This is a genomic window from Serratia sp. P2ACOL2, assembly GCF_003691565.1.
Lineage (GTDB): Bacteria > Pseudomonadota > Gammaproteobacteria > Enterobacterales > Enterobacteriaceae > Serratia > Serratia liquefaciens.
This window is the reverse complement of the sequence record NZ_CP033162.1, coordinates 4843192-4869850: the sequence shown is the minus strand read 5'-3', so window position 1 is coordinate 4869850 and position 26659 is coordinate 4843192. Positions and strand designations below refer to the sequence as shown.

The following is a 26659-nucleotide window of genomic DNA, read 5'->3' as shown; positions in this document are numbered from 1 at the left end:
TTTCAGAACATTTAAGCCGAAAAACCGCCGTCGATGCTCAGGCTGGCGCCGGTGATATAGCCCGCCTCCGGACCGGCGAGGTAAGCGACAAAGCTGGCGATCTCCTCATCTTTGCCGTAACGGCTGATGGCCATCATGGCTTTTAACTGTTCGGCGAAATCACCGCTGGCCGGATTCATGTCGGTATCGACCGGGCCGGGTTGCACGTTATTGACGGTGATGCCGCGTGGGCCCAGATCGCGCGCCATGCCTTTGGTCAGACCGACCAGCGCGGATTTGCTCATGGCATAAACTGCGCCGCCGGCAAAGGGCATGCGTTCAGCGTTGGTGCTGCCAATATTGATGATTCGGCCACCGTCATTCATATGGCGCGCCGCTTCCTGGCTGGCGACAAATACGCTGCGCACGTTGACAGCCAGCGTGCGATCCAGATCTTCCAGCGGCAGCTCTTCGGTACTGCCCATCGCAAGCACGCCGGCGTTGTTCACCAGAATGTCCAGATTACCCAGGCTGTTTACTGCCTGGCGTACCGCTTGTTGCAGGGCCGCGGCATCGGCACTGTCGGCCTTGATGGCGAGCGCTTTACCGCCGGTGGCGCTGATTTCGGCCACCAGGGCGTCTGCTTTTTCGGCGGAGGCGACGTAGGTGAAGGCTACGGTGGCGCCTTCACGTGCCAGGCGCTTAACGATGGCGGCACCAATGCCACGTGAGCCGCCCTGAATAAATGCGACTTTGTTTTGCAGAGGATGTGCTGTTGTCATGGTGCTTCTCCAGAGTGGGGTGAGGTTAAACATCTACCGGATCAGTATCTGGGAAACACCGGGTCGCCACTAGCCACAAAGAGCTATAATCAGCTTAAACCGTGGGTTTGAAATCAACAGGAGCAACCATGCTTGGCCACCTGGAATGTTTTGTTTGCAGCGCAGAGAACGGCAGTTTTTCCGCTGCCGGGCGCAAGCTGGGCATCAGCTCTGCGGCCGTCGGGAAGAACGTGACCAAGCTGGAGACGATCGTCGGGGTAAGGCTTTTCCAGCGCAATACGCGCAAATTGATCCTGACCGAAGAGGGCGAGCGTTTTTTGCAGGAGGTCAGCGGCGGCCTGTTGTCGATCCAGTGCGCATTAAAAGGAGTAAGCAGCGGCGGCGGGGTGGCGGCCGGCACGCTGAAGGTCAGCATGGGGACGGCGTTCGGCCTGCATTTTGTCATGCCGATGCTGCCCGACTTTCTGGCGCGGTACCCGGCAATTGTCCCCGACTGGCATTTCGACAACCGCAAAGTGGATCTGATTGGTGAGCATTTTGATGCTGCAATGGGGGGCGGTATCGAATTGGCGCAGGGCATGATTGCACGTGAACTGGCTCCAGCCCACGGCGTCCTGGTGGCTTCTGCAGCGTATCTGCAGCGCAACACTGCCATCCGGCAGCCGGAACAACTGGTGAACCATGCGGGCATTTTTATCCGCTCACCGCAAACCGGGCGGATCCGCAATTTGCCGCTGCGCAATGCGGAGAATGAGCAGCGAGCGCCGTCGATGGAAGTCAAAATGATGGTAAACGAACCGGATGCCGCAGCGCAGGCCGCAGAACTGGGATTGGGTATTGCGCTGATCGCCATGCCGAATGCCTTGCCTTATCTGGAAAGCGGCCGACTGGTGCGGGTTTTGCCGGGGTGGTATGTCGATCGCGGCAGTGTGTACCTGTACTTTCCGACCACCAAGTTTCTGCCGACCAAAACCCGGGTGTTTGTCGATTACATGGCCGAGCAGTTTCGTCTGCAGAAGCTGGCGACGCGATTTGATGCCCGCTAGAAACAAGAAATGCCCCTTGCGGGGCTTCTTTCTTCCATCAGTTTACTGTCTGACGATCAGTTGAAGATTTCTGCGGTGCCGTACAGTTTGTTCTGGCCACCGGCGGAGATGATGCGGTAAGAGCTGGCGCCTGATGCAGCGGCTTTGCTGGCCAGTTCATTTTCCAGCGTGCTCAGGTTGGAAGCGCCGCTCACGGACACCACACCGATTTTCTGGGCACCGGCCGCAGGCTGGTTAGCAGGTTGGTCAGCGGCAACGCTGGCGAAAGAAGCGGTGGTCAGCAGAAGAGCGGTAGCAAAAAATTTGATGTTTTTCATGATTCAATCCTCAGGGTATTTTTTAGGTGAGAGGCTGTTGTCTCTCGATGTGTTAGATAATAGGCCGTCATGCCCAAAGAGAAAATCGGAGAGTTTTGAGTATCTCTGTCAAATTTATTGATTTAATTTTGAGCGATAGATGACCTTGTTGGCGGGTGGGATAATTCACCACTACCCTTTAACCAGAAGCCTCGACATATAACGGGTATGGCAACAGAGTGGAGAAGCCCCATGATTATCGTGCACCATCTAAATAACTCGCGGTCGCAGCGCATCCTGTGGTTTTTGGAAGAATTGGGAGTGCCGTACCAGGTGCAGCGCTATCAGCGCGATCCGCAAACCATGCTGGCGCCTGCGGAGTTGAAAAAGATCCATCCGCTCGGCAAGTCGCCAGTGATTGTCGATGGCGATCTGACGCTGGCGGAGTCCGGCGCCATTATTGAATATCTGCAGGAAGCCTACGATGCGCAGGGGCAGTTTATCCCCACCGACTATCATGCCCGGCAACAGTATCGTTACTGGCTACATTATGCCGAAGGGTCACTGATGCCGCTGTTGGTGATGAAGCTGGTGTTTAGCCGCTTGGGCCAGCCGCCCATTCCCTGGCTGTTACGACCAGTGGCAGGGGCTATTGGCAAAGGCGTACAGCGGGAGTATCTGGATAAACAGATTGCTCCGCACCGCGACTATCTTGAACAGCACCTGGCCAAAAGCACCTGGTTTGTCGGCAATGAATTCAGCGCGGCGGACATCCAGATGAGTTTCCCGCTGGAAGCGATGGCGGCACGTGGCGCATTGGATGGCTGTCCAAAGCTACGCGACTATCTCCAGCGTATCCATGCGCGGCCGGCCTACCAACGGGCGCTGGAGCAGGGCGGGCCTTATGACCTGCTGAAATGAGCGGGTGGGCTATACTCGATGAGGTCACTCTTCGTCGGAGGTAGCCCATGGCTACGCAAATTTTTGTTAACCTGCCGGTGGGCGATTTGCCCGTATCCATCGAGTTTTTCACTCGTCTTGGTTTCAGCTTTAATCCACAGTTCACCGATGACACCGCCGCCTGCATGGTGGTGAGCGACAGCATCTATGTGATGCTGTTGACCCACGACAAATTCAAAATGTTCACCCCGAACCCGATCAGCGATGCCAGAAAGGCGACCGAAGTGCTGATATGCCTGTCACAGCCTAACCGGGCAGCGGTGGACGATCTGGTGCGCAAAGCGATCGCCGCCGGCGGCAATACCTATAATCAGCCGCAGGATTATGGCTTTATGTACGGACACGGTTTTCAGGATCTGGACGGACACATCTGGGAACTGATGTACATGGATGAAAAGGCGGCCCAGGCTCAGTAGTCGTTTTGCCCTCCGAAAGGGGGGCCTTCCCATCGGATTTACCTATGAGACAAATACCGTATTTTCGATAATGATTGATCCCAGTGCTTTTCCGCATAAATTGGCGCGATCTTTGGTTGATCAGACGGTATGGAAGGCTGGATAATCGTTTGCCTTGAATAAACCACCATAAATTACCCGCACCATTCACTGTGAGTTAAACGTTTGCCTTTGATGCGACGCCCATTGGCGACGTGAGCAAAGGGCAGAAAAGCAAACGTTACCCTAATGAACATGCGTGGGCGGAATAACAAGCCTCTTTAAACGGGCTGGCAATGAAACACAGGGGACAGCAACATGTCGAATTCTCAAGCGAATAACGCCGTTAAACCAAAAGGCGGGCTTGATGGCTATTTTAATATTTCTGCGCGCGGCAGCACCGTGCGTCAGGAAGTGGTGGCGGGGCTAACCACCTTCCTGGCGATGGTGTACTCGGTGATCGTGGTACCGAGCATGCTGGGCAAAGCCGGCTTCCCGCCTACGGCGGTGTTTGTCGCCACCTGCCTGGTGGCGGGGCTCGGTTCGTTGCTGATGGGGTTATGGGCCAATTTGCCGATGGCCATCGGCTGTGCGATTTCCCTGACCGCTTTCACGGCGTTCAGTCTGGTGCTGGGCCAACACATCAGCATTCCGGTGGCGTTGGGGGCGGTATTCCTGATGGGGGTGCTTTTTACCATTATTTCGGTAACCGGTATTCGCGCCTGGATCCTGCGTAATTTGCCGATGGGCGTCGCTCATGGTACCGGCATCGGTATTGGTCTGTTCCTGTTGCTGATCGCCGCTAACGGCGTTGGCCTGGTGGTGAAAAACCCACTGGACGGCCTGCCGGTGGCTTTGGGCGCATTCACTTCGTTCCCGGTAGTGATGACGCTGCTCGGGCTGGCGGTGATTTTCGGGCTGGAAAAACTGCGCGTTCCCGGCGGTATCCTGCTGGTGATCATCACTATTTCGGTGGTGGGGTTGGTGTTTGACCCGGCGGTGAAATACCAGGGCTTATTCGCGATGCCAAGCCTGGCGGATGCCAACGGCAATTCGTTGATTTTCAGCCTGGATATCATGGGCGCATTGCAGCCGGTGGTCTTGCCGAGCGTGCTGGCGCTGGTGATGACCGCGGTATTTGACGCTACCGGTACTATCCGTGCGGTGGCCGGTCAGGCCAACCTGCTGGATAAAGACGGGCAAATCATCAACGGCGGCAAGGCGCTGACTTCGGACTCCCTGAGCAGCATTTTCTCTGGTCTGGTCGGTGCGGCCCCGGCGGCGGTGTATATCGAATCCGCAGCGGGCACGGCTGCGGGCGGTAAAACCGGTCTGACAGCAACCGTAGTCGGTTTGCTGTTCCTGCTGATCCTGTTCCTGTCGCCGTTGTCTTATCTGGTGCCGGTTTACGCGACCGCACCGGCGCTGATGTACGTTGGCCTGCTGATGCTGAGCAACGTCACCAAGCTGGACTTCAATGATTTTGTCGATGCCATGTCCGGCCTGCTGTGCGCCGTGTTTATCGTGCTGACCTGCAATATCGTCACCGGTATCATGCTGGGCTTCAGCTCATTGGTGATTGGCCGCATCTTCTCCGGCGAATGGCGTCGGCTGAATATCGGCACCGTGCTGATCGCCGTGGCGCTGGTGGCATTCTATGCCGGCGGCTGGGCAATCTAACCGCTATGTCGTTTCCCCCGTCGCTCTGGCGGGGGATGTTTGCCCTCATACCCTATTCAGATAAATCTCCTTCTGCCGATGCTGCATTTTGAAAGGCACAACAAGCTTTAACCGCCGTAAAAAAAGTGATCTACTATCGGGTATACATCAGAGATGTAGTCTGAACCCAAGAGTCTAAGGAAAGCATGGAAATCTTTTTTACAATCCTCATTTTAATCCTGGTGGTCTCCCTGTCCGGGGTGGTGACGCGCATGTTGCCGTTCCAGGTGCCGCTGCCGTTAATGCAAATCGGTATCGGGGCCCTGTTGGCCTGGCCGCATTTCGGGTTGCACGTCGACTTTGACCCTGAACTGTTCCTGGTGCTGTTTATCCCGCCGCTGCTGTTTGCCGATGGCTGGAAAACCCCGACGCGGGAGTTTTTGCACCACGGTCGTGAAATTCTTGGCCTGGCGCTGGTATTGGTGCTGATCACCGTGGTCGGCGTCGGTTATCTGATTTACGCCATGGTGCCGGGCATTCCTCTGGTGGCGGCGTTTGCGCTGGCGGCGGTGCTGTCGCCAACGGATGCCGTGGCGCTGTCCGGTATCGTCGGTAAAGGGCGTATTCCGAAGCCGATCATGGGCGTGCTGGAAGGCGAGGCGCTGATGAACGATGCGTCCGGCCTGGTCTCACTCAAATTCGCTATCGCGGTGGCGATGGGCACCATGGTGTTTACCGTGGGCGGCGCGACGCTCGAATTCCTCAAGGTGGCGATCGGCGGCCTGCTGGCCGGCGTAGCGGTCACCTGGCTCTACAGTAAATCTTTGCGGATCATGAGCCGCTGGAGCGGCGATGACCCGGCGACGCAGATAGTCTTCCTGCTGCTGTTACCTTTTGCTTCTTACCTGATTGCCGAACACATTGGCGTGTCCGGCATCCTGGCGGCGGTGGCAGCGGGGATGACCATCAGCCAGTCCGGCGTGATCCGCAACGCGCCGCTGGCGATGCGCCTGCGCGCCAACAGCGTCTGGGCGATGCTGGAGTTTGTGTTCAACGGCATGGTGTTCATCATGTTGGGCCTGCAACTGCCGGGGATCCTTGAAACCTCCATCCTGCAGGCGGAGCTGGATCCGACCATTCAGACCTGGTACCTGTTTGCCGACGTGGCGATTATCTACGCGGCGCTGCTGGTATTGCGTTTTACCTGGCTGTGGCTGATGAAAAACGCCAGCCGTCGCTTTATGAAAAAACGGCCGTTGCAGTTCGGCGATTACACCACCCGCGAACTGTGGGTAGCGTCGTTTGCCGGGGTACGCGGGGCGATTACGCTGGCCGGTGTGCTATCAATCCCGCTGTTGCTGAGTGACGGCACCGCCTTCCCGGCGCGTTACCAACTGGTGTTTATCGCCGCTGGGGTGATCCTGCTTTCATTGATTGCCGGCGTACTGGCGCTGCCGCTGTTGCTGCGCGGCGTTCAGGTGGCGGATAAGAGCGTCAGCAAAAGCGAAGAGCGGATGGCAATCGCCATGGCGGCTGAAGTGGCGATCGAAAGCATCAACAAAATGGAAGAGCGGTTGGCGGTTGATACCGAGGAAAACCTCGATCCGCAGGTGCTGAAAGAGATCAGTTCGCGAGTGGTGGGGACGCTGCGGCGCCGTATCACCACCAAAGACGATATCGAGAATGCGCTGATGCTGGAAAACCTCGAGCGTCGTTTCCGCCTGACGGCGCTACGCGCTGAGCGCGGTGAGCTATATCACCTGCGCGCTACGCAAAAAATCAGCAACGAGACGCTGCAAAAGCTGTTGCACGATCTCGACCTGCTGGAAGCGCTGTTGATAGAGCGAGAAGGATAATACTCACGGGGCCGCATATGCGGCCCTGATTTGATGAAAAACACCCGAAAAGCGTGGTTTTCGGGTGTTTGGGGTAAAACAGAAGACATCATCCTTTGTTTTTATCAGCACGCAATCCATGACTTTTAAGTACAAAGGAATTATCAGCAGTCTGGGGCCGCATATGCGGCCCTTGTTATTTGTGGTGACTGGTACTGGCTGCGGGCCAGTAGTCGCGGCAGCAGGCTATCCAGGCCTGTGCACTGTGCGACAGGTAGCTGCCCTGCCGCCAGATCAACCCGACTTTCCATTCCATACGGGGTTCCAGCGGCAGCCAGATCAGGTTTTCCTTATCCAGCCATTGGCAGACCGGCTCCGGCAGGGTGGCGATGCCGACCCCGGCCTGTACCATCGAAGCCAAAAAATCCCACTGTCCGCTGCGCACCGCAATCTGTGGCTCAAACCCGGCCTGACGGAACGCTTTCATCAGCATTTTGTACAGCGCGAAGTCCTCGTTATAAAGCAGGATCGGCCAGTTAGCCAACTCGGTGATATTGATGCTGGTGCGATTAAGCCAGTGTGGCGTACGCGGCGCAACCACGCACATGGGGTGGACGAGTAACGGCAGGAAGGTCAGTGGTTGATCCGAATCGACCGGCAGTATGGTCATCGCCAGATCCAGCTCGCCGGACATCACCGCCTGCTCCACCGACAGCCCACCCAGCTCGGAGATTTTCAGTTCGATGCCAGGGTAGGTTTGGCGGAATTGACGGATCAGATCGGCAATCTGCCGGCCGACCATGGGGGGAATACCCAGCCGCAGCACGCCTTTTTTAACCGAACTGATGTCTTCCAGCTCCGCCTCCAATTGGCGGAACTCATCAATGATCGCCAGCCCGCGCTGGTATACCGCTTGCCCGCTGTCGGTCAGGTGCAGTTTGCGGCCTTCGCGGATCAGCAGCGTGCATTCCAGTTCTTCTTCCAAATGGCGCAGCATCTTGCTGATGGTCGGTTGGGTGACGAACAGTTTCTCCGCCGCGCGGGTAAAGCTTTGCTGGCGCACCACTTCCACGAAGTAGCGCAGGGTGCGGACATCCACGTTGGATTCTCCTGGGGGAAGTACCGTCGGGAAACTATTCCCTGATGGCATGATGTCGATAATTTTAATTCATTTCAGGCGAGGTTTCCTGGCTGCGTATACTGTAAACCGTGAATTTTTTGTTTAAGGCCTTCCCCCATGTTATTGGCGTTCCGCCACGCAGCTCCCTCTTTGTTGAACCGGCTGCAGGTGCCGATCCAGGTTGCTTTATATGCAGTGTTATTTTTGATTGCCGACCGATTGGTGCAGCAGTTCCATCTGCCGCTGCCCGCCAACATTGTTGGCATGTTGATGTTGTTGGCGCTGATCCTGTTGCGCATTCTGCCGCTGAACTGGGTCAAGGCCGGTTCGCGCTGGTTGCTGGCCGAGATGCTGCTGTTCTTTGTTCCAGCGGTGGTGGCCGTGGTGAACTATGCCCAGCTGTTAATGGTGGAGGGCTGGAAAATTTTCCTGGTGATTGCCATCAGCACCATGCTAACGCTGGGCGCGACCGGATTGATGGTCGATCGCGTCTATAGACTGGAAGTCTGGCTGCAACGGCGTAAACAACGCGATGAATGATTTTATCCTTAGCCTCGCCTGCTTTCTGGCAACCCTGGTGTTGTACTTCGCCAATAAAAAACTCTACCGACGCCGTCGTACCTTGTTGTTGATGCCATTGGTGTTGACGCCGATGATCCTGGTGCTGCTGCTGGTGGTGACCCATATTTCCTACCAGGACTACATCGGTGAAACGCACTGGCTGCTATGGCTATTGGGGCCGGCGACCATCGCCTTCGCGGTGCCGGTCTACGAAAATCTGCATATCATTCGTCGCCATTGGTTATCGCTCAGCGCCGGGGTGCTAACGGCGGTGTTGGTGGCGGTTTACAGCTCGGTGTGGCTGGCTCGCCTGCTGACCTTGCCGGAAGAAGTGCAACGCAGCTTGGCGGTGCGATCCATCACCACGCCGTTTGCACTGGAGGCCGCCAAACAGATGGGCGGCCAGCCGGATCTGGTGGCGCTGTTCGTGGTGATCACCGGAGTATTCGGTATGGCGGTGGGGGACATCCTGTTTCTGCGGCTGTCAGTGCGCAGCAGTCTGGCGAAAGGGGCCGGGCTGGGGGCTTCGTCGCACGGCGCCGGTACCGCGAAAGCCTATGAGATGGGGCAGGAAGAAGGCGTCGTCTCCAGCCTGGTGATGATGCTGGCGGGGATTATCACGGTGATTGCCGCCCCACTGATAGGGAAACTGATGTGGTGAGCCTGCGGCACAAGCGCCGCAGGCGGGGGAACGTTAACGGATACCGGTCGATGCGGCGGGCGCTCGCGTAGACTCGCGCAGAACACGACCGATTTCCTCATGGCTGAAAATAATAGAGTGGTGGTTACAAGCCAGAGGCTGTATCTGCAAAGACGGGCTGATGGATGACAGCCCGTTGTCGGCAATCGCCAGCAGCTCGCGCCCATCCCCTTGGTCGCTCATACTCAAATTCACGTCTTCCGTGGCTTTGAATAGCGTGATCCGTGCGTGCCTCAATGGCGCACTGAGCCTTTCCTTATTCAAAGATAACTCCGTAGGCTCCGCCCGTAGCGCTCTGGCGGCGACCTCGCCATCAATGCCCAGCATCGCCAGCATGGCCGCCAGCAGGCCCGGTTCGCTGCGGAGCTGGAAGGCGGTTTGGTAGAAGGTATCCAGCAGGAAGACCTGCACGTCACTAAAGCCGCGGCTTTCAAGCTGCGCCGCCATTTCAAGCGCAATCAGCCCCCCTAGCGACCACCCCAAAAGGCGCACGGGTCGGCTGGGAGCCAGTTTCATATGGCCGAGATAATATGATGCCAATTCGCGTAATGACGTGATGGGCGTTGGCATAAACAGGTTGTAATTGTTAATGCCAAAGGCGTTAAACTCACCCTCCAGCGAACTGGCCAGATCGTGGTAAATATCGCAGCCGGTGACCGCAGGATGAACCATCCAGATATCGTTGGCGGCCTGGGTGCGGTTAAGCCGCAGTACCTGCTTGAAGGCCAGGCTGGTTTGGTTCAGTCGCGCCAACAGCTGTTGTAGCGGTGCTGCCGTAATCGGTGCATCAATGTCAGAGTCCTTCTCGCTGGCCAGTGCTTGCGCTTGGGCGCGTAACGACGGATGAGCGAACAGCGTTTTTATCACCACCGGGTAGCCACGGCGTTTCAGTTTGACCAGCAGTTGAATGGCATGCAGCGAGTGGCCGCCGAGCTCAAAGAAATCATCGTCCAGGCCAATTTGCGCAACGCCCAGCAGTTCGGACCAGAGTTCGGCAAGCTGTTTTTCCAACGCAGTTTGGGGCGCTTCATAGCGCAGTGAAACTTGCGTAACCGGTGCGGGGGCAGGCAGGGCTTTGCGATCCAGCTTCCCATTAGGCGAGAGGGGTAATGCTTTCAGCCTGACAAAGCTGGAGGGCACCATAAAATCGGGTAACTGCTGTTGCAACTGCTGACGCCACTGTGTCGAATGGACATTCTCGTCCGGTGCCACCACGTAGGCTATCAGCCGTTTTCCGCCCTGTCCGTCTTCCTTTGCCAGTATTGCAACATCTTCCACGCCTGTGCACTGCCGCAGTTGCTGTTCGATTTCACCCAATTCAATACGTACCCCATGGATCTTGACCTGGAAATCATTTCTGCCAAGGTACTCAATGTTGCCATCCGGCAGCCAGCGGGCGAGATCGCCGGTTTTATACAAACGTGCATCGGACTCGGGGCTAAAGGGGTCGGCAATAAAACGCTCGGCGTTCAATTCCGGGCGATTAAGGTAACCGCGGGCGACCTGGATACCGCCGATATGGAGTTCGCCGGCGACGCCGGGTGGCAGCGGCTGTAGCTGATGGTCCAGAATATGGAGCTGCGTATTGGCTATGGGTTTGCCGATCGGCACCAACGGCCGTTCGTCATTGGGCAGACATTGCCAACTCGAAACATCTACTGCGGCCTCCGTCGGTCCGTAGAGGTTGTACAATTGCGCCTGAGGCAACTGTTGCAGGCAGCGTTGCACTGTCGCCAGGGGCAAGGCTTCGCCGCTGCAGAGTATGCGACGCAGGGACGCGCACTGTGTCATTTCGCCATGCCGCAGGAATAATTGCAGCATCGAAGGGACAAAATGCAGCGTGGTGACGCGGTTTTGTGCGATGCAGGCGCTCAGATAGTCGGGGTCCTGATGGCCGCCGGGTTTGGCAATGACCAGTTGCGCACCCACCATCAGCGGCCAGAAGAATTCCCAAACTGAAACGTCGAAACTGAACGGCGTTTTTTGCAGTATCACGTCGTCATGCGTCAGAGGATAGGCTTGCTGTGTCCAAAGCAGGCGGTTGATCACGCCCCGATGTTCATTCATCACGCCCTTGGGTTTTCCTGTCGAGCCTGAGGTATAAATCACATAAGCCAGGCTGCGTTGCGGATCGGATGCCAAAGGGGCAAGGTTTTCCGTGGCTCCCTGTTGCCAGCGATGACTATCATGCTGCAGGTGCAGACGCGGAATAACGACGTCATGGATCGAATGCAGCGCCTGCTCACCGGCCTCGTCAATCAGCACGAATTTCGCGCCGCAATCCTGCAGCATATGGCGCAAGCGATCCTGCGGGTAGTCAGGATCGATTGGCACATAGGCGGCCCCCGATTTTAAAATGGCATACAGCGCCATCACCATCTCCGGGCTGCGGTTGACGCAAACCGCGATGCGATCGTCCGGCTGTATCCCTTGCTGACGCAAGAATCCGGCAAACTGGTTCGCCTGCTGATTCAACTGCAGATAGCTTACCTGTTGTTGCTCATAGCACAGTGCCGGGGCGTTAGGCGTGCGCAGAACCTGTTGCTCTAAAAATTGATGAATGCCCTGCGGCATGGCCCAGGATTGCTGCGTATGATTCCATTCGCCAAAAATCTGTTGCCGTTCAACGGGCAGTAACAGCGGCAATTGACCCAGGGGCAGGTCAGGATCGCCTTCTAACAGGCTATCGAGCATTTGCAGGATGCGGCTGGCGATACGTTCACCGTCTTTATCGCTAAACCAGGCTTGGTTGAGGTTGAACTCCAGCAGCGGATCGTCACTCGGGTGGTAATGGCGCAGATAGATACCCAATGGCAGCTGTTCATAGCCATGATGGATGTTTTCTACCTTGAACTGGCTTCCCTCCAGCTCGATATCGGTTGGGAAGGCCTCAAGCGAAAAGCTGATATCAAACAGCTGGCGTCTTCCCTGTTGATGCAGGTTCAACTGACGGTTCAGTTCGGCAATGGGAAAGCGCTGGTGGCGATAGCATCTGCGCAGCTCGCTGCCCACTTGTCGCAGCAGGTGGTGAAAGGGCTGCTGCAGATCCACGTCGATATTGAGTGGGATCATGGAGGAGAACATGCCCAGCGTTTGTTTATGATCCTGAGTGCTGCGGTTATGCACCGGGACGCCCAGGGTGACATTATCCATCTGCCAAATTCGGGCGAACCAATTTGCCAACAGAGCCACCATAAAATGCATGGCCGAACCGCCGTGCTGAGCTGCATATTGCTCCAACCGCAGGAAACGTTCACGCGGTAAACGCTTGATGATTTGGCTGCTGGGATAGGCTTGCTGCTCTGAGTAATGTGGTCGCCGCTCCAGCACAGAAGATGGTGCCGTTGCAAAACGTTCCAGCCACCAGTCACGGTCGCGTTGATAACGTAATGATTGGAGATAAGCCTGATCGCTAACGACGAAATCCCCGTAGTGTGACTTGCTGGCCTCACTTTTATCCCCAGCTTTTAATTGCTTATAGCGATCCATGATCATACGGCTTAATAAAGAGATCGAGGTGCCATCGGCAATCAGATGGTGCGAGGCCAATAACCATAGCGTAGTCGAATCATCGATTTTGGTTAAATGGCAGCGCCAGAGCAGGTCTTCATAGAGTTGATAAGGTTGGATAAACATGTCACGCAGATGGTTCTGCGCCAGGCTGGCGGCATCTTCTTGCTGCGAAAAGTCGGTGTAGTGAAGTTCAATGGATCTTTGAGAAAGAGGTTGCTGAATGATGCCTTGCGGTGTTTCCTTCAGGGTGGTTTGCAATGCATCATGTCGTTGCTGAACCTGTTGGATGGCTTCTTTAAACAGAGGGAAAGAGATCTCCCGCTCCACTCGCCATAAACACCCCACATTATAGAGAGGAATATCAGGATTTAATGTCTGGTCGAGCCATACGGCCTGTTGTACCGTCGTGAGAGAATAAGCGGACACGGAACCACCTCCATAAAAATAGGAAAGAGTCGACTTAAATAGGTGCGTAGTCGGTAAGTACTCGAACATTATAAGAGGTGATGGTAAATTCGCCCAATTTCACATTAACTATTTTAAATTGTTTGTTTGAATAATTTAAATTGGATTTGTTTGTGATTGAATTGTTTTGTGTTTAATTGATTTCGTCGTGTATCGTTAGTAACGATATAAATAGCTATTTTCAATTGTTTGACGAGAAAAAATAAGTGGGGTTATCAAGGGGTTTCCTGAGGTCTTGATGGTTTTTTTATGTGTAATATGTTGATTTTAATTGGTTTGTTTTTGTTGTGTTGTCGGCGTTCTTTTTCTGAAAAATTTAGGCGGGGATGTTGTCGTTGTAATGATGGCTTAATTTACTTCTGATCTCCTATCAAAAATGACAATAGTTTATTGCTATTCTTGCTACTTCAGATTTATCGCCAGGTTCTCCGCGAGTACAATTTTTGCATCAAACTGCAGGGTTTCTAATGATATATTATTTAGTAATAAATAAGAGCATTATCAGATTATTGTCGGGTCGGCGTGTGAAAATATGGCATGCGCATGACGGAACAATTAATTTGGAATGAATTAAGTTTCTTTATCACAAACCAGCTTACGCTATCTTATTTTCCTGGCCCTGTTTGGAATTAAGGCAAGGAGGGCCATTATGCCATGACCCTCCCAGGGGCTATCAGGCCGTTGCCGTGGTCCTGATCAGTTCCACCACCAGTGGCGAAAGCTCGTTTCGCAATGCCGCACGTTCGGACTGAAACAGCGTGGCAGCGTAAAAACGGTGTCCCGGTAGTTCTACCGAGCGAACGTCACCTTCACTGTCGTGGCCGCTGATTATCAGCGGGTGCCGTTGCAGATCGGCGACAAACTCCGGGTTGACGCCAAAGTTGCAGTGGTAGCCTTCGTGCGTTTCCAGCTTGCCGTAGACACGGGCTGCCAGCGTATTGGATTGGAAAATAATGACCCCGCTTTTTTCAACCAGCGAACAGCTCAGGGGAGCTATTACCAACCGACCCCCGCTGTCGGTTTCCGCATGCCCGGCATCGTGCCAGCCCATCACGTTACGGGCGTACTCTACGATCGCATATTGGAAACCACCGCAAGAGCCCAGGAAGGGAACGTTTTGCTCGCGCGCATGGCGGATAGCCATAAAGGCACCATCGTCATGATTATACGGGCTGCCGGGTACCACCCAGATGGCATCGTAGTCCTGCAGAACCGACGTGTCGGTAATGGTTTCTGTGGGCAGCCAGTGGGATTGAATGTCGACGTTAAGATGGGAGGCGGTGAGCTGGAGAGCAATGGGGATGGCCTGGTGAGAAATGGCCTGAGGTTGGTAGTCACCGACCAGAGCGATACGGACTTGAGCTTTCATCATTTCCTTTTCCTGTGCGGGTAAAAAAGGAGGTTACAGCAAAGATCGGCGCTCATCCGCAATTTTTTAAATCCGGCGCACAAAAAAGCCCGGCATTGGCCGGGCTCAGACTGTGGAGGGAATTCTGTGTGACTAAAATCATGATGATGATTCGGTTAAAAACAAAGGATTATGCCTTCGGTTTCCCCCAAACATCCGAAAATCCCATTTTTCGGGTGTTTGCCACTAAACTAAGCCCGGCATTGGCCGGGCTGATAAATATGGTTTTTGGGCTCAGTACAATGACGGAGCCCCGACCGGCCGGGTTTTAAAGCGACGATGCAGCCACATGTATTGCTCAGGTGCGCGCATGATCTCTTTTTCCACCACTTTATTCATGTAAGCCGCCGCGGCAATCTCATCGCCGATAGGATAATTTTCCAGCGCCGGTTGGATCAGCAGGTCATAACCCCGACCTTTTTCGCGGCGGATCAGAACCACCGGCACCAGCGCCGGCTTGGCCATGCGCGCCAGCATAAAGGTACCGCTGGTGGTCGCGGCCTGATCGACGGCGAACAGTGGAGCGAACACGCTACCGCGTGGGCCGTAGTCTTGATCCGGGGCGAACCATACGGCCTCGCCGCGCTTGAGGGCATGAACCATGCCGCGCAGATCTTTGCGATCGAGCATCGCCTTGTTGGAACGCATGCGACCTTTGGTCTGCGCCCATTCCATCGCTTTATTGTTGTGTGGGCGGTACATCGCCATCATTGGCTGACACAGGCCCATGGCACGGCCACCCAACTCCAGCGACATAAAGTGCACGCCAATCACCAACACACCGCGCTGGTTCTGCTGCGCCATTTTCAGGTGGTTGATGCCGGAAACGTTGAACCAACGTTTGACGCGCTTATCTGACCAGAACCAGGCCATGCCGGTTTCCAGCAGGCCCATGCCGAGGGATTCGAAGTTGCCGACCACTTTACGCTCGCGCTGAGCCTCGTCCATATCCGGGAAGCACAGTTCCAGGTTGCGGCGGGTGATGGAAACGCGGCGCTTCAGAAAGCGCATCGAGGTGCGGCCCATCCACACGCCGAGCTTGTGCAGCACCGGGTAGGGGAGTTGGACCAACAGGAATAAGCAGGCCAGGCCGAACCAGGTAAACCAGTAGCGCGGATGCAGCAGGGCCGATTTGAATTTTTGCGGACGCTTCATATGAACTCATTTATGCGTTAAGGGGGCAGCAACCTGTAACGCATAAAGATCCACTCAATTGCGATACAACCACTCAGACACCCAGATACCACTATGGTTTAGCCAGATTCCATAATTGACTAAATCTTTACACTCGAAGGGCGGTTCGCGCTGCTATCAGGCTTCGGGAGGAGGGCTGTAGGCCAGCGAAGGCGGTCCAAGACGGGGCATTTTACCACACAACATCAGGGGGAGGATCCGAATATTCCGATTCCCATGGGAAGAGAACGACGCATTTTCGTTGGTTTGCTTTTGTGCAAAACATGCGAGAGAAGATCAAAAAATAAGCATGTAAATGCGCGGAAATACGGTGGGATATAAAGTTTGATCTTTGTTTTATATCATGGCGAAGTCAGTTCATTTGCATTATGCGTTTGTGGATTTTTTCCCCTGCAACAGAAGGTGTTAGTACTATTGATTTTTAATGGTCATCTTTTCTCAAAATTTTGTTTTTATTGTTTTTTTTATTAAAATAAAATCAGAGGGAAACTTTTTGATACAGGGTGATACATTTCATTTTATTTTAATGCCCATTTAAAATTCTCAGCCAGTAAAATTGCGTCTGTGGATTCTTGCACTGGATTTTTATCTCAAGAGGGAATATTGTTTTTGGCGTAGTGCTGGTGGTCAAAATGAAATTTTCAAAAACTCAGTGGGATCGCTCACTGCTACTGCATTGGTAAAACGCCAACTCGTACTCTGACTAGACCCAATCTCGATAAATACCCTATCCAAACTCCTGATAACGCCTGGGGATTATTTCCTGGCGAAAATAGCCATCTGATCAATGAAAACTAATGTGCTGATTCAGCTTTGTTCCTAAGAACAATGGCTGCGGATGGCTATTTCCATTCGCCTGATAAGCAATGGATTGGTTTTCCATCACAAGCAATGAAATGAATAAGGGGCAGAAATGTACTCATGGTATCTCATTTGCTATCGTTCCAGATTACATGCGAAGGTTATTGATGAAATAGAACGTATTGGTGTTGAATGTTATATGCCAATGAAAACCAGGTTAACATTACGTGCCGATCGGAAAAATTCGTTTAGAACTCACACCACTCCATTGTTCCCCGGTTATTTATTTGTGCGATTCTCACCAGAGATCACCCATACCACTTTAATTGCTAAGCAAAGTAGCGTGCAGGGGTTTGTTCGTCTTGGAAGAGAAATTTGCACCGTCCCCCAAAATATTATTGATGCTATCAGACGTCTTTCTTTTCGATTAGAGAATAAGGATGAAAGATTAAGCTATATAGAATGTAAAAATGTTTCTCCTGGCATGTTGAAAGAGATAGAGAAAATAATAAAGGTGGAAAAGCCAGAGGTTAGAACACAAACATTATTGCAATATCTCTCTTATTCAATACAACATCCAACGGCTTTATTGGCAAGCGGTTAATGAACCTCATGGGCATGGCTTGAAATGCCACCTGATATTGGCAGGTGTTATCTCTGGCGCTGTTTTAACCCCGCAATGCTTGAAGTTGCTTCAGGGTTGATGAATGTGTTTATCACCTTGATGCAATGCTCATTATTTGGGGTTTTATTCAATAATAAGGAGTTCTCTAATGAGCGTAAGAACAAGGTTTGCGCCCAGCCCAACGGGTTTTTTACACGTAGGCGGGGCAAGAACAGCTCTCTATTCCTGGCTCTATGCACGCCATAATCACGGCAAATTTATTCTGCGTATTGAAGATACCGACGTGGAACGGGAAAAGGAGGGTGCAGTCGACGCCATCCTGGACTCGATGAAGTGGTTGGGTATGTATTGGGACGAAGGCCCCTTCTACCAGACTAAACGCCTGGAGCGTTACAACGAGGTGGTCGATCAACTGTTGGCGTCTGGGCAGGCCTACCGCTGCTACTGCAGCGAGGAGCGCTTGAATGCACTCAAGGCTCAGCAGGAAAAGAACAAAGAGAACTTCATTTACGACCGCCACTGTCTGCATCATCTGGGGCACGATCCCAGCCTGCCTCACGTGGTGCGTTTGAAAAGCCCACAGCAGGGTATTGTGGCCTGGGACGACATGATCCGCGGACGTATTGAGTTCAGCAACAGCGAGTTTGATGACTTTATTATTCGCCGCACCGACGGTTGGCCAACGTATAATTTTTGTGTGGTGGTCGATGATATCGACATGCAGATGACGCATATCATCCGCGCCGAAGAACATATCAATAATACACCGAAGCAAATTTATGTTTACCGGGCGTTGGGGCTGGAGCCGCCTGTGTTTGCTCATGTTTCGCCAATACTCGGGGATGACGGTAAAAAACTCTCCAAGCGCCACGGTGCAGCCAACGTTATGCAATACCAAGAGGAAGGTTTTTTACCTGAGGCATTGCGTAACTATTTAGTGCGTTTGGGGTGGGGGCATCAGGATAAGGAAATTTTCTCTTTGGATGAGATGATCTCTCTTTTCGATATTAACAATGTCAGCAACTCACCGAGCGCGTTCAATACAGAGAAATTACTGTGGCTCAACAAGCATTATATCGCTGCCGCTACGGCCGAACATTTATTACCCGATTTGCAATGGCAACTCCAACGGCTGGCTATCAGTACGGAGGACGGCCCACCGCTGGAACGGGTTGTTATGCTGTTAAAAACCCGAGCCAGAACGATGAAGGAAATGGCGGAAGCCTGCCGTAGTTATTACGGTGAATATCAGTGTAACAACCAGGAAACTTACGAGCAGTTGCTTGCCTCGGCACATCCGACGGTTTTCTGTGAAATCTATCAGCACTTCTCCACGATAAACGACTGGCAAAGTGCCGAGATTAACCAAGTGATTGGCGATATTTCCAAGGAATTCGGCACGTCGTTAAAAGACATCAATATGCCGTTGCGATTATTTATTCTCGGGGCGAAAGATACACCATCGTTAAATGATTGTCTGGCCGTATTGGGAAAAGAAAAAACGTTGAATCGCTTACATGCGGCAATAGAGAATATGTCGTGTAAATAGCAGGTAATAGGGCCGGCCATCGTAAGATTAATCACGATGGTCGGAATGTATAAGGCTGGGATGACAACCAATATTAATTCCTTAAGGAGGTAAGTCGAAGCGTAATTATTAGCGGTATCCACGGCAACTTTCATGAAAACACATCAAATAAAAAGAGGTGATTTATTATGACTAATCAATATATGCCTATCTATTCCACTGAGGTGGCTCAACACACTTTATCTGAGGGAAAGATCCCAGAATCATCCAGCTGCCCGAGTTCTGTTTTGAATTTGATTAAAGATCGTTTAATGCTAGACGGCAATGAAAAACAGAATTTGGCGACGTTCTGCACCACCTGGTCAGAGCCCGAAGTCGACGAACTGATGAAGCTGGGATCGGTAAAAAACCTGATTGATAAAGAGTTGTACCCAGAAACGGCAAAAATTGAAGTGTGCTGTACAAAAATGCTGGCGGGGTTGTGGCATGCGCCAGACGTGAATAATTCGATTGGTACTTCCTGCGTGGGGTCCAGCGAAGCGGCAATGTTGGGCGGTTTGGCGTTGAAACGCAACTGGCAGCAAAAACGCAAGGCGAAAGGGCTGGACACTTCCAAGCCAAACCTGGTCACTGGCCCGGTACAAATTTGCTGGAAAAAATTCTGCACCTATTTTGAGATCGAGCACCGCGAGGTGCCCATCCGCGAAGGCGCCCTGTGCGCCCACCCCGACGACATGGTTAATTACATCGATGAAAATACCATCGGTGTGGTGCCGACTTTCGGGACGACCTTTACGCTGGTGTACGAAGACGTGCTTGGCCTGTCCAATGCGCTGGACAAGCTACAGAAAGAGCGTGGCCTGGATATTCCGATCCACGTTGATGCGGCATCCGGCAGCTTTATTGCGCCTTTCGTCGAAGAGCAAAGCCACATCGTTTGGGACTTCCGTCTGCCGCGCGTAAAATCCATCAACTCTTCCGGCCATAAATACGGTCTGGCCCCGCTGGGTCTGGGTTGGGTGGTATGGCGTGAAAAACAAGACTTGCCTGACGACCTGGTGTTCTACGTTAACTATCTCGGCGGCAACATGGCGACTTTCGCCCTCAACTTCAGCCGTCCCGGCGGTTCCGTCATTGCTCAGTACTACCAACTGCTGCGTCTGGGCAAAGAAGGTTATTCCGAGATCCAGCAGACCTGTGTGGATACCGGCAAGTTCCTGGCGCATAAATTGGCCGACTTCCCAGAATTTGAAATGCTGTACAGCAGCGAAGGGGGGTTGCCTGGCGTGGTCTTTACCCTGAAAGACGATGTAAAAGGCTTCACCCTGTATGATTTGCAAAACCAGGTGAAACAGCGCGGCTGGCAAACGGCGGCATACCCGCTACCGAGCAACCGTCAAAACACCATCATCATGCGCGTTCTGATCCGCTACGGCGTCAGCACCACATTGATGAACCTGCTGGCGCAGGACATTCGCAACATTGTTGACCAGCTAAAGGCCAACGCCACTACCCATGAGTCCGTGCTCTGCTGAGCGCTTCCTGACGGCATTCACGCCGTATCCCAATGGGGACGTCAAACACACTGACGTCAGTGCTCAGCGTGCCGGCAGGCCCCGTTGCTGCCGATGTTCTGAGCTACTCCCGTCTTTGCTTTGACAGACCTTCTTACTGAGCGTCCGGGCACCTAATGCTGGTGCCTGGGCGTTTTGTCTCGCAAAGGTGAATAATGAGCACTCAAACAACGACCTCGGGCAAAATGAAGTTCGGGACGATAGTCCTGTTCGGCATTAACTGCCTGCTGGGGGCAGGGATCTTCATCACCCCCGGCAAAGCTTATTCTGAACTCGGTATGAACCTGTTTCCGGTACTGGTGGTCTGTGCCGTTCTGGCGCTGATCATGGCATTGGCTTTTGCCGAAATGGCCGGGATTTTTACTAAAACCGGCGGGGTGTACGTTTACGTAAGCGCCACTTTTGGTCCTTTCCTGGGATTTAACATTGGCTTTATGCGTTTTCTTGCCGCCTGCGTAGCATTGGCAGTACAGGTGGCCGCATTGCCGGGGATCATTACGACCGCGTTAGGTATCCATTTGGCGCCAGCCAACTCGGCGATGATCAGTATCGCTTTTGCCTGCGTGCTTTGCGGTATCAACCTGATCTCGGTAAAAGTGATGTCGGTGTTTACCCGCGTGAGCAGTTGGCTGGTATTGGCGGCATTAATCAGTTGCATCCTGGTCTCTTTCAGCCATTTCGACCTGGCTAATTTTACCGATGTGCCAGGGTTGGTGGCACAGTCGACCGGGGTTGAAGTTCCCGCGTTTGGCCATTTGACCTCGGCAGAATTTTCAGGCGGCTTCCTGCTGTTGTTTTACGCGATGGTGGGTTTCGAGAATATTGGCGTGGCCTCGCAAGATATGGAAAACCCTACTCGCGATATCCCAAGGGCGATCATTCTGGTGCTGTTATCGGTCACGGCGCTCTATTTCCTGCTGTTTGCTTCCATTATCGGGTCTATGGGGGGCGAGCATCTGGCGTTTTCCGATAACTCCGTGGCGGACAGCGTGGGGATGGTTCTGGGCAATGGCGCTCGTGCGATCATGTCCTTAGGGTCGGTGGTTGCCCTGTTTGGTATCGGTCTGGCCATGTGCTTTGCCGGGCCGCGAAATCTGGTGCCGCTGGCGGTGGATGGCTTCCTGCCAGAGTCAGCCGGTGCCAATAACAAACGTGGGGTACCGGCCAAGTCGATCATTGCGATGCTGGTGGTGACTATCATCTTTATCGTCTTGGCGAATGCGATGTCGAAAGAGTCCTTTGTACTGCTGGTGGAGGTCGCAACGGTTTGTCGTCTGCTGCAGTATCTGGCGGTGATTGTCGGTATCTTTGTGGTGCGCAAGAAAAAGATGCAAGGGACTTACCGCATGCCGTGGTTCAAGGTACTGGTGCCTATTTGCGTATTGGTTTGCCTCTATCTCGGTTCATGCACCCCGCCAACCGTGCTGTTGATTACGCTTGGGTTGATAGTGATTTCCCTGCTGGTGTACTTCCTGTACGCGCAACCGCGAGCAAAACGGATGGATGAGTCGGGAGATGACGGCCACCACCACGGCCATCATCACGCGGTTTAATAAGGCTTAATAAACACAAAGGCGCTGCTCCTGAGGGAAAAGCGCCTTTTTTGCGTTCTGATGGGACGGCCCACAAGAAAAAGGCGCCGCCTCTTGCGAGGTTGCGCCTTTTCAACATGCCAACTGACTAGTATCAGTTCATGCCGTATTTTTTCAATTTCTTACGCAGCGTACCGCGGTTGATGCCCATCATCAGGGCTGCACGGGTCTGGTTGCCACGGGTGTATTGCATCACCATGTCCAACAGTGGCTGTTCAACTTCAGCCAATACCAGCTCATACAGATCGTTAACGTCTTGACCATTCAGTTGAGCAAAATAGTTCTTCAGTGCTTGTTTAACCGAGTCACGCAGAGGCTTTTGAGTCACTTGATCCTGTGAGTTCACGGTTGAAACGGTCAGTACGTCAGAATTTACGCGTTGTTCGAACATAGTTCTGTCAGCTCTTTTTTGTTACGCAAGATTTTCGAAATATGCCTCCAACGCCTCCAGCTGTTCGCTGGCATCCTCTATGGCGTTGAATGTGCGCCGAAACTGGTCATTCGGGGCGTGCTCCTGGAGATACCAGGATACGTGCTTACGAGCAATCCGGAATCCCTTGCCTTGGCCGTAAAAGCCGTGCAATTCCCGAATATGCCCTATCAACAAACGCTTAACCTCGCCAAGTGGCAGAGGGGGCAGCAGTTCCCCAGTGTCCAGATAATGCTGGATTTCCCGGAAGATCCAGGGTCTCCCCTGAGCAGCGCGGCCTATCATCAGGGCATCAGCCCCAGTGTAGTCGAGCACTGCTCTGGCTTTATGCGGGTCAGTAATGTCACCATTCGCGATAATCGGAATGGAAACATTCTGCTTAACTGCCCGAATGCTGTCGTACTCCGCGTTGCCGTTGAACAGGCAGGCGCGGGTTCGGCCATGAATAGTCAGGGCCTGTATACCACAGTCTTCGGCCAGTTGGGCAATCTCTACACAGTTACGGTGTTCTGGCGCCCAGCCAGTGCGGATCTTAAGCGTTACCGGCACATCCACGGCGTTAACCACCGCGTGGAGGATCTGTTTAACCAGATCCGGGTACTGCAGCAATGCAGACCCTGCAAGTTTCCGGTTCACTTTCTTGGCCGGGCAACCCATATTGATGTCGATGATCTGTGCACCACCGGCCACGTTAATACGCGCCGCTGCGGCCATATCATCCGGATCGCATCCGGCAATCTGCACGGAACGGATCCCTGGTTCATCGCTATGGACCATACGCAGACGCGACTTATCCGTCCGCCACACCTCCGGATTGGAGGAGAGCATTTCGGATACAGCCATCCCAGCACCCATCGCATGACATAGGGTCCTAAATGGGCGATCTGTAATGCCGGCCATCGGGGCCGCAATCAGGCAATTTGTAAGCTGGTGGTGTCCAATGCGCATAGACAAAGAGTAACCATACTGTGTCCGCAAGGGCGCGTATATTACGCATTTTTGCGCTGAGATGAAAGGCCAAACTTTGACCAATTGGCCGCTATTCGCCATTAAAAATGCGGTTTGCCGGGATTCATAAAAATATTATATATACTTAACAATGGCTTGCCTGATTTTGGTTAATTAGTGCGCTATAAAATATTCCCAATACAACAGGATTTTATCTGTAATGAGTCTCGATTCAGCTCGAGAACGGCAGTGATTTAAGTCGTTTCTCAGGGTTTTTCATTGAGAATGGGCTGAATTATGCTGAAATCGCGTGGTGAAGGCTTAGGCAGAAAATATTCAGGGTCACGTGAATTTGGCATGGCGTTTCAAAGGAGCGGGGTGTCGCCGTCGCGTAGACAGGAAAACAAAAAACCACCGCCACGGGCTACGTTGGCGGTGGTTTTTATCAGGGCAGTAAGGGGATTACTTGCGCTGACCGGTGATGCGGCACCACTCTTCACGCTCTGCGACCGGATCCAGCGTGAATTTCTCTTCATAGGCTTGCGCCACGCTTGCCGCTTGTGTTGCCAGCACGCCGGACAGGCCCAGATAACCGCCGGACTTCGGCAGACAGCCGATCAAGGGGGCCAGCTCACGCAATGGGCCCGCCAGGATGTTGGCGACGACCACGTCGGCCTGCAGATCGGCAGGCTGGTCTTTTGGCAGATACAGCTCCAAACGCTCTGAAACGCCGTTACGCTGCGCGTTGTCGCGGCTGGCCTGAATGGCCTGGGGATCGATATCGATGCCGATAGCGCGCGCTGCACCGAGCTTCAACGCGGCAATTGCCAGGATGCCGGAACCACAGCCGAAGTCGATAATGGTTTTACCGGCCAGATCGAGGCCGTCTAGCCATTGAAGGCACAGTGCAGTCGTTGGGTGAGTGCCGGTACCAAATGCCAGGCCCGGGTCCAGCATGACGTTGACCGCGTTCGGGTCGGGCACGTCGCGCCAGCTTGGGCAGATCCACAGACGTTCGCCGAAGCGCATCGGGTGGAAGTTGTCCATCCACTCGCGCTCCCAGTCCTTGTCTTCCAGCTGTTCAATTTTATGGCGGAAGCCGACGCCCAGCAGCGGGTGCTGTTCCAGCATGGCGACCACGTCGGCCATGTCGGTTTCGGCATCGTACAACCCGATCACATCAGTGTCGCCCCACAGCAGGGTCTCGCCCGGCAGCGGTTCGAACACCGGATTGTCGTGGGTGTCCTGGAAGGTGACCGATACGGCGCCGCTTTCAACCAGCGCGTCGCTCAGGTCTTCCGCCTGGCTGCCGGTGGTGTTCAGTTTTAGTTGGATCCAAGGCATAACAATTCTCTTTAAGAGGCTAATGATGACGCCACTCGGCGCTTTTCGCCTATGACGTTACCGATATAAAACGCCAGCAGGCTAAGCAGCAGCGAAGGCACGATAGGGTGCAACCCCGCTAGCTGCAGATTGAAGCTGGCCAATAGCGTATAGCATACCGCACCCGTCACCATTGAGCTAAGTGCTCCCTGCGCATTGGCGCGTTCCCAGTACAGGCCCAGCACCAGTGGCCACAGGAATACCGCTTCCAGGCCGCCAAATGCCAGCAGGTTCAGCCAGATGATCATTTCCGGTGGCCGCCAGGCTGCCAACAGCACCAGCAAGCCCAAAATCAACGTGGTCAGGCTGGAGAAGCGTTTGATCAGGCGCTCGTTCTGCATGTGCTGTGGGCGTACGCCAAGGTAGAGATCTTTGATGATGGTGGCGGAAGATTGCAGCAATTGGGCGTTAATGGTCGACATGATTGCCGCCATCGGCGCCGCCAGGAAAATACCGGCGGCATAAGGCGGCAGCACGGTGATCATCAGCGTCGGGATCACCTGATCGGGGATCTTCAGGTCCGGCAATACCGCACGGCCCAGCGCGCCAGCCAGATGCATGCCAAACATCAGCACCGCGACCACCATGGTGCCGAGGATGATCCCGCGATGCACTGCTTTGCTGTCTTTGTAGGAGATGCAGCGCACCGCCGTGTGCGGCAGGCCAATCACGCCAAAGCACACCAGGATCCAGAACGATGCCATAAACGGCAGGCTGAGGATCTGTTCACCGCCCTGCGGTGATACCAGCGCGGGGTCAATCTGTTGCAGCTTATCCACGGCGCTGTGCAGGCCGCCGGCGGCGTGAATCACCGCAACCAGCAGCAGCACGGTGCCGATCAGCATCACCAGCCCCTGCATGGCGTCATTGAGCACGCTGGCGCGGAAGCCGCCAAAGGCGGTATACAGCGCGATGCTGATACCGAAGATCAGCAAACCGGTGTCGTATGGAATACCGGCTGCGGTTTCCAGCAGGCGCGCGCCGCCGATAAACTGCACCGTCATGGCACCCAGGAACGCCACCAGCAGGCTGAGGCTGGCCAGCCAGACCAACAGACGACTTTGATAGCGGCCGTAAAGCATGTCGTTCAGGGTAATGGCGTTGTAGCGGCGCGCCAGTATGGCAAACTTCTTGCCCAGCACGCCGAGTGAAAGCCAAACCGCCGGCAGTTGGATCATCGCCAACAGCACCCAGCCAAGGCCGTATTTATAGGCGGCGCCGGGGCCCCCGATAAAGGAACTGGCACTGATATAGGTGGCGGTCAAGGTCATGGCCAGTACGAAGCCGCCCATCGATCGGTTGCCCAGAAAATATTCGCTGAGGAAGTTGCCGCTCTGGCGTCGGCTATAGGCGTAAACCGACAGCCCGAACACCAGCACCAGATAGGCGACCAGCGGCAGAATGACTTCAGTTTGCATCGCCGTCCTCCAGCGAAATATCGCGGAATATGCCGCGTACCATTAGCCAACACAGGCCGATGAACAGCAGCGGAACCAACAGGCAGGCCATTTCGAACCAATGCGGCAGACCGGTAATACCGGATGCGCTGTCCGGCAGATAGGCTGCCAGCGACCAGGCCAGCAGATAAAGCAGCGTCAGGCCCAGAGCCCAGCGCGCCTCGCGGTGAGCTTGAATAAAACGTGTGTCCATCCGTTTCTCCAATATACCCGTCATACTTGAAGCTGCCTCTGTGTTGGCTGCGCTCACTTACCCGAATCACTTACTACAGTAAGCTCATCGGGATGCGCTCCTTTGCCGCCTTGATGCAACTCCAATTATTTAGGGTATACAACTATTATGGATTTGATCATCCATTGAGTGACCCA

Annotated in this window: 22 protein-coding genes; 11 read left to right on the top strand and 11 right to left on the bottom strand. The window is 53.9% G+C overall.

Going from position 1 to position 26659, the window contains the following annotated elements; translation table 11 throughout:
* Positions 1-11: 11 nt before the first annotated feature.
* Complete coding sequence (locus tag EBA31_RS23370; RefSeq protein WP_046372533.1) at positions 12-761, bottom strand: 3-oxoacyl-ACP reductase family protein; 750 nt, start codon at positions 759-761, stop codon at positions 12-14.
* Between the two features lie 128 nt (positions 762-889).
* On the opposite strand from EBA31_RS23370, the gene EBA31_RS23365 reads away from it, so the two are divergent.
* On the top strand, positions 890-1807 hold the full coding sequence (locus tag EBA31_RS23365; RefSeq protein ID WP_122080330.1) for a LysR family transcriptional regulator: 918 nt from the start codon (positions 890-892) through the stop codon (positions 1805-1807).
* Between the two features lie 56 nt (positions 1808-1863).
* Here the strand turns inward: EBA31_RS23365 and EBA31_RS23360 are convergent, their stop codons facing one another.
* Positions 1864-2124, bottom strand: a complete 261-nt coding sequence (locus tag EBA31_RS23360) for a YdgH/BhsA/McbA-like domain containing protein (protein WP_020837147.1) — start codon at positions 2122-2124, stop codon at positions 1864-1866.
* Positions 2125-2355: 231 nt separating this feature from the next.
* Between EBA31_RS23360 and EBA31_RS23355 the strand changes: the two genes are divergently transcribed.
* The 4 genes from EBA31_RS23355 to EBA31_RS23340 all read left to right on the top strand — a co-directional run bounded on the left by EBA31_RS23355 (position 2356) and on the right by EBA31_RS23340 (position 7012).
* Positions 2356-3024 (top strand): glutathione S-transferase family protein, encoded by a 669-nt coding sequence (locus EBA31_RS23355; RefSeq protein WP_020837146.1) that lies wholly within the window; start codon positions 2356-2358, stop codon positions 3022-3024.
* Between the two features lie 47 nt (positions 3025-3071).
* On the top strand, positions 3072-3479 hold the full coding sequence (locus tag EBA31_RS23350) for a VOC family protein (protein WP_020837145.1): 408 nt from the start codon (positions 3072-3074) through the stop codon (positions 3477-3479).
* Positions 3480-3815: 336 nt separating this feature from the next.
* On the top strand, positions 3816-5177 hold the full coding sequence (locus EBA31_RS23345; RefSeq protein ID WP_020837144.1) for an NCS2 family permease: 1362 nt from the start codon (positions 3816-3818) through the stop codon (positions 5175-5177).
* Positions 5178-5362: 185 nt separating this feature from the next.
* Positions 5363-7012 (top strand): Na+/H+ antiporter, encoded by a 1650-nt coding sequence (locus tag EBA31_RS23340; protein ID WP_020837143.1) that lies wholly within the window; start codon positions 5363-5365, stop codon positions 7010-7012.
* A 175-nt stretch (positions 7013-7187) separates the two neighbouring features.
* On the opposite strand, the gene EBA31_RS23335 is transcribed toward EBA31_RS23340, so the two are convergent.
* A complete protein-coding gene (locus EBA31_RS23335) occupies positions 7188-8090 on the bottom strand; it encodes a LysR family transcriptional regulator (protein WP_020837142.1) in 903 nt (300 codons plus the stop codon).
* A gap of 138 nt (positions 8091-8228) precedes the next feature.
* Between EBA31_RS23335 and EBA31_RS23330 the strand changes: the two genes are divergently transcribed.
* Entirely contained in the window at positions 8229-8651 is a 423-nt protein-coding gene (locus EBA31_RS23330; protein WP_122080329.1) for a CidA/LrgA family protein, read from the top strand.
* The gene (locus EBA31_RS23325) at positions 8644-9333 is read left to right on the top strand and encodes an LrgB family protein (protein ID WP_122080328.1); all 690 of its coding nucleotides are present in this window, start codon (positions 8644-8646) and stop codon (positions 9331-9333) included. The genes EBA31_RS23330 and EBA31_RS23325 overlap by 8 nt, the downstream gene beginning before the upstream one ends.
* Positions 9334-9366: 33 nt before the next feature.
* Here the strand turns inward: EBA31_RS23325 and EBA31_RS23320 are convergent, their stop codons facing one another.
* The 3 genes from EBA31_RS23320 to lpxP all read right to left on the bottom strand — a co-directional run bounded on the left by EBA31_RS23320 (position 9367) and on the right by lpxP (position 15913).
* Positions 9367-13311, bottom strand: a complete 3945-nt coding sequence (locus EBA31_RS23320; RefSeq protein WP_122080327.1) for a non-ribosomal peptide synthetase — start codon at positions 13309-13311, stop codon at positions 9367-9369.
* A gap of 712 nt (positions 13312-14023) precedes the next feature.
* Positions 14024-14719: a CTP synthase gene (locus EBA31_RS23315; protein WP_122080684.1), complete on the bottom strand. Its 696-nt coding sequence runs from the start codon at positions 14717-14719 to the stop codon at positions 14024-14026.
* A gap of 273 nt (positions 14720-14992) precedes the next feature.
* Positions 14993-15913 carry a kdo(2)-lipid IV(A) palmitoleoyltransferase gene (gene lpxP, locus EBA31_RS23310; RefSeq protein ID WP_122080326.1) on the bottom strand — a complete coding sequence of 307 codons (921 nt, stop codon included), beginning with the start codon at positions 15911-15913 and terminating at the stop codon, positions 14993-14995.
* A 952-nt stretch (positions 15914-16865) separates the two neighbouring features.
* Here lpxP and EBA31_RS23305 point away from each other — a divergent pair.
* From EBA31_RS23305 to EBA31_RS23290, 4 genes are all read left to right on the top strand, one after another.
* The gene (locus tag EBA31_RS23305) at positions 16866-17357 is read left to right on the top strand and encodes a transcription termination/antitermination NusG family protein (protein ID WP_122080325.1); all 492 of its coding nucleotides are present in this window, start codon (positions 16866-16868) and stop codon (positions 17355-17357) included.
* 169 nt (positions 17358-17526) lie between these two features.
* Positions 17527-18927, top strand: coding sequence for a glutamate--tRNA ligase (gene gltX / locus EBA31_RS23300; protein WP_122080324.1), 1401 nt, complete (start codon positions 17527-17529; stop codon positions 18925-18927).
* Between the two features lie 167 nt (positions 18928-19094).
* Entirely contained in the window at positions 19095-20441 is a 1347-nt protein-coding gene (locus tag EBA31_RS23295; protein WP_122080323.1) for a glutamate decarboxylase, read from the top strand.
* Positions 20442-20635: 194 nt separating this feature from the next.
* Complete coding sequence (locus EBA31_RS23290) at positions 20636-22033, top strand: APC family permease (protein ID WP_122080322.1); 1398 nt, start codon at positions 20636-20638, stop codon at positions 22031-22033.
* Between the two features lie 133 nt (positions 22034-22166).
* Here EBA31_RS23290 and fis read toward each other — a convergent pair whose 3' ends face one another.
* The 5 genes from fis to EBA31_RS23265 form a co-directional block, all read right to left on the bottom strand.
* Positions 22167-22463 (bottom strand): DNA-binding transcriptional regulator Fis, encoded by a 297-nt coding sequence (gene fis / locus EBA31_RS23285; protein ID WP_000462905.1) that lies wholly within the window; start codon positions 22461-22463, stop codon positions 22167-22169.
* A 21-nt stretch (positions 22464-22484) separates the two neighbouring features.
* Positions 22485-23450: a tRNA dihydrouridine synthase DusB gene (dusB, locus tag EBA31_RS23280; protein ID WP_044553902.1), complete on the bottom strand. Its 966-nt coding sequence runs from the start codon at positions 23448-23450 to the stop codon at positions 22485-22487.
* Between the two features lie 462 nt (positions 23451-23912).
* On the bottom strand, positions 23913-24794 hold the full coding sequence (gene prmA, locus EBA31_RS23275) for a 50S ribosomal protein L11 methyltransferase (protein WP_020832090.1): 882 nt from the start codon (positions 24792-24794) through the stop codon (positions 23913-23915).
* An 11-nt stretch (positions 24795-24805) separates the two neighbouring features.
* Complete coding sequence (panF, locus tag EBA31_RS23270; protein WP_122080321.1) at positions 24806-26251, bottom strand: sodium/pantothenate symporter; 1446 nt, start codon at positions 26249-26251, stop codon at positions 24806-24808.
* Complete coding sequence (locus EBA31_RS23265) at positions 26241-26483, bottom strand: YhdT family protein (RefSeq protein WP_020832087.1); 243 nt, start codon at positions 26481-26483, stop codon at positions 26241-26243. The genes panF and EBA31_RS23265 overlap by 11 nt, the downstream gene beginning before the upstream one ends.
* Between the last annotated feature and the right edge of the window lie 176 nt (positions 26484-26659).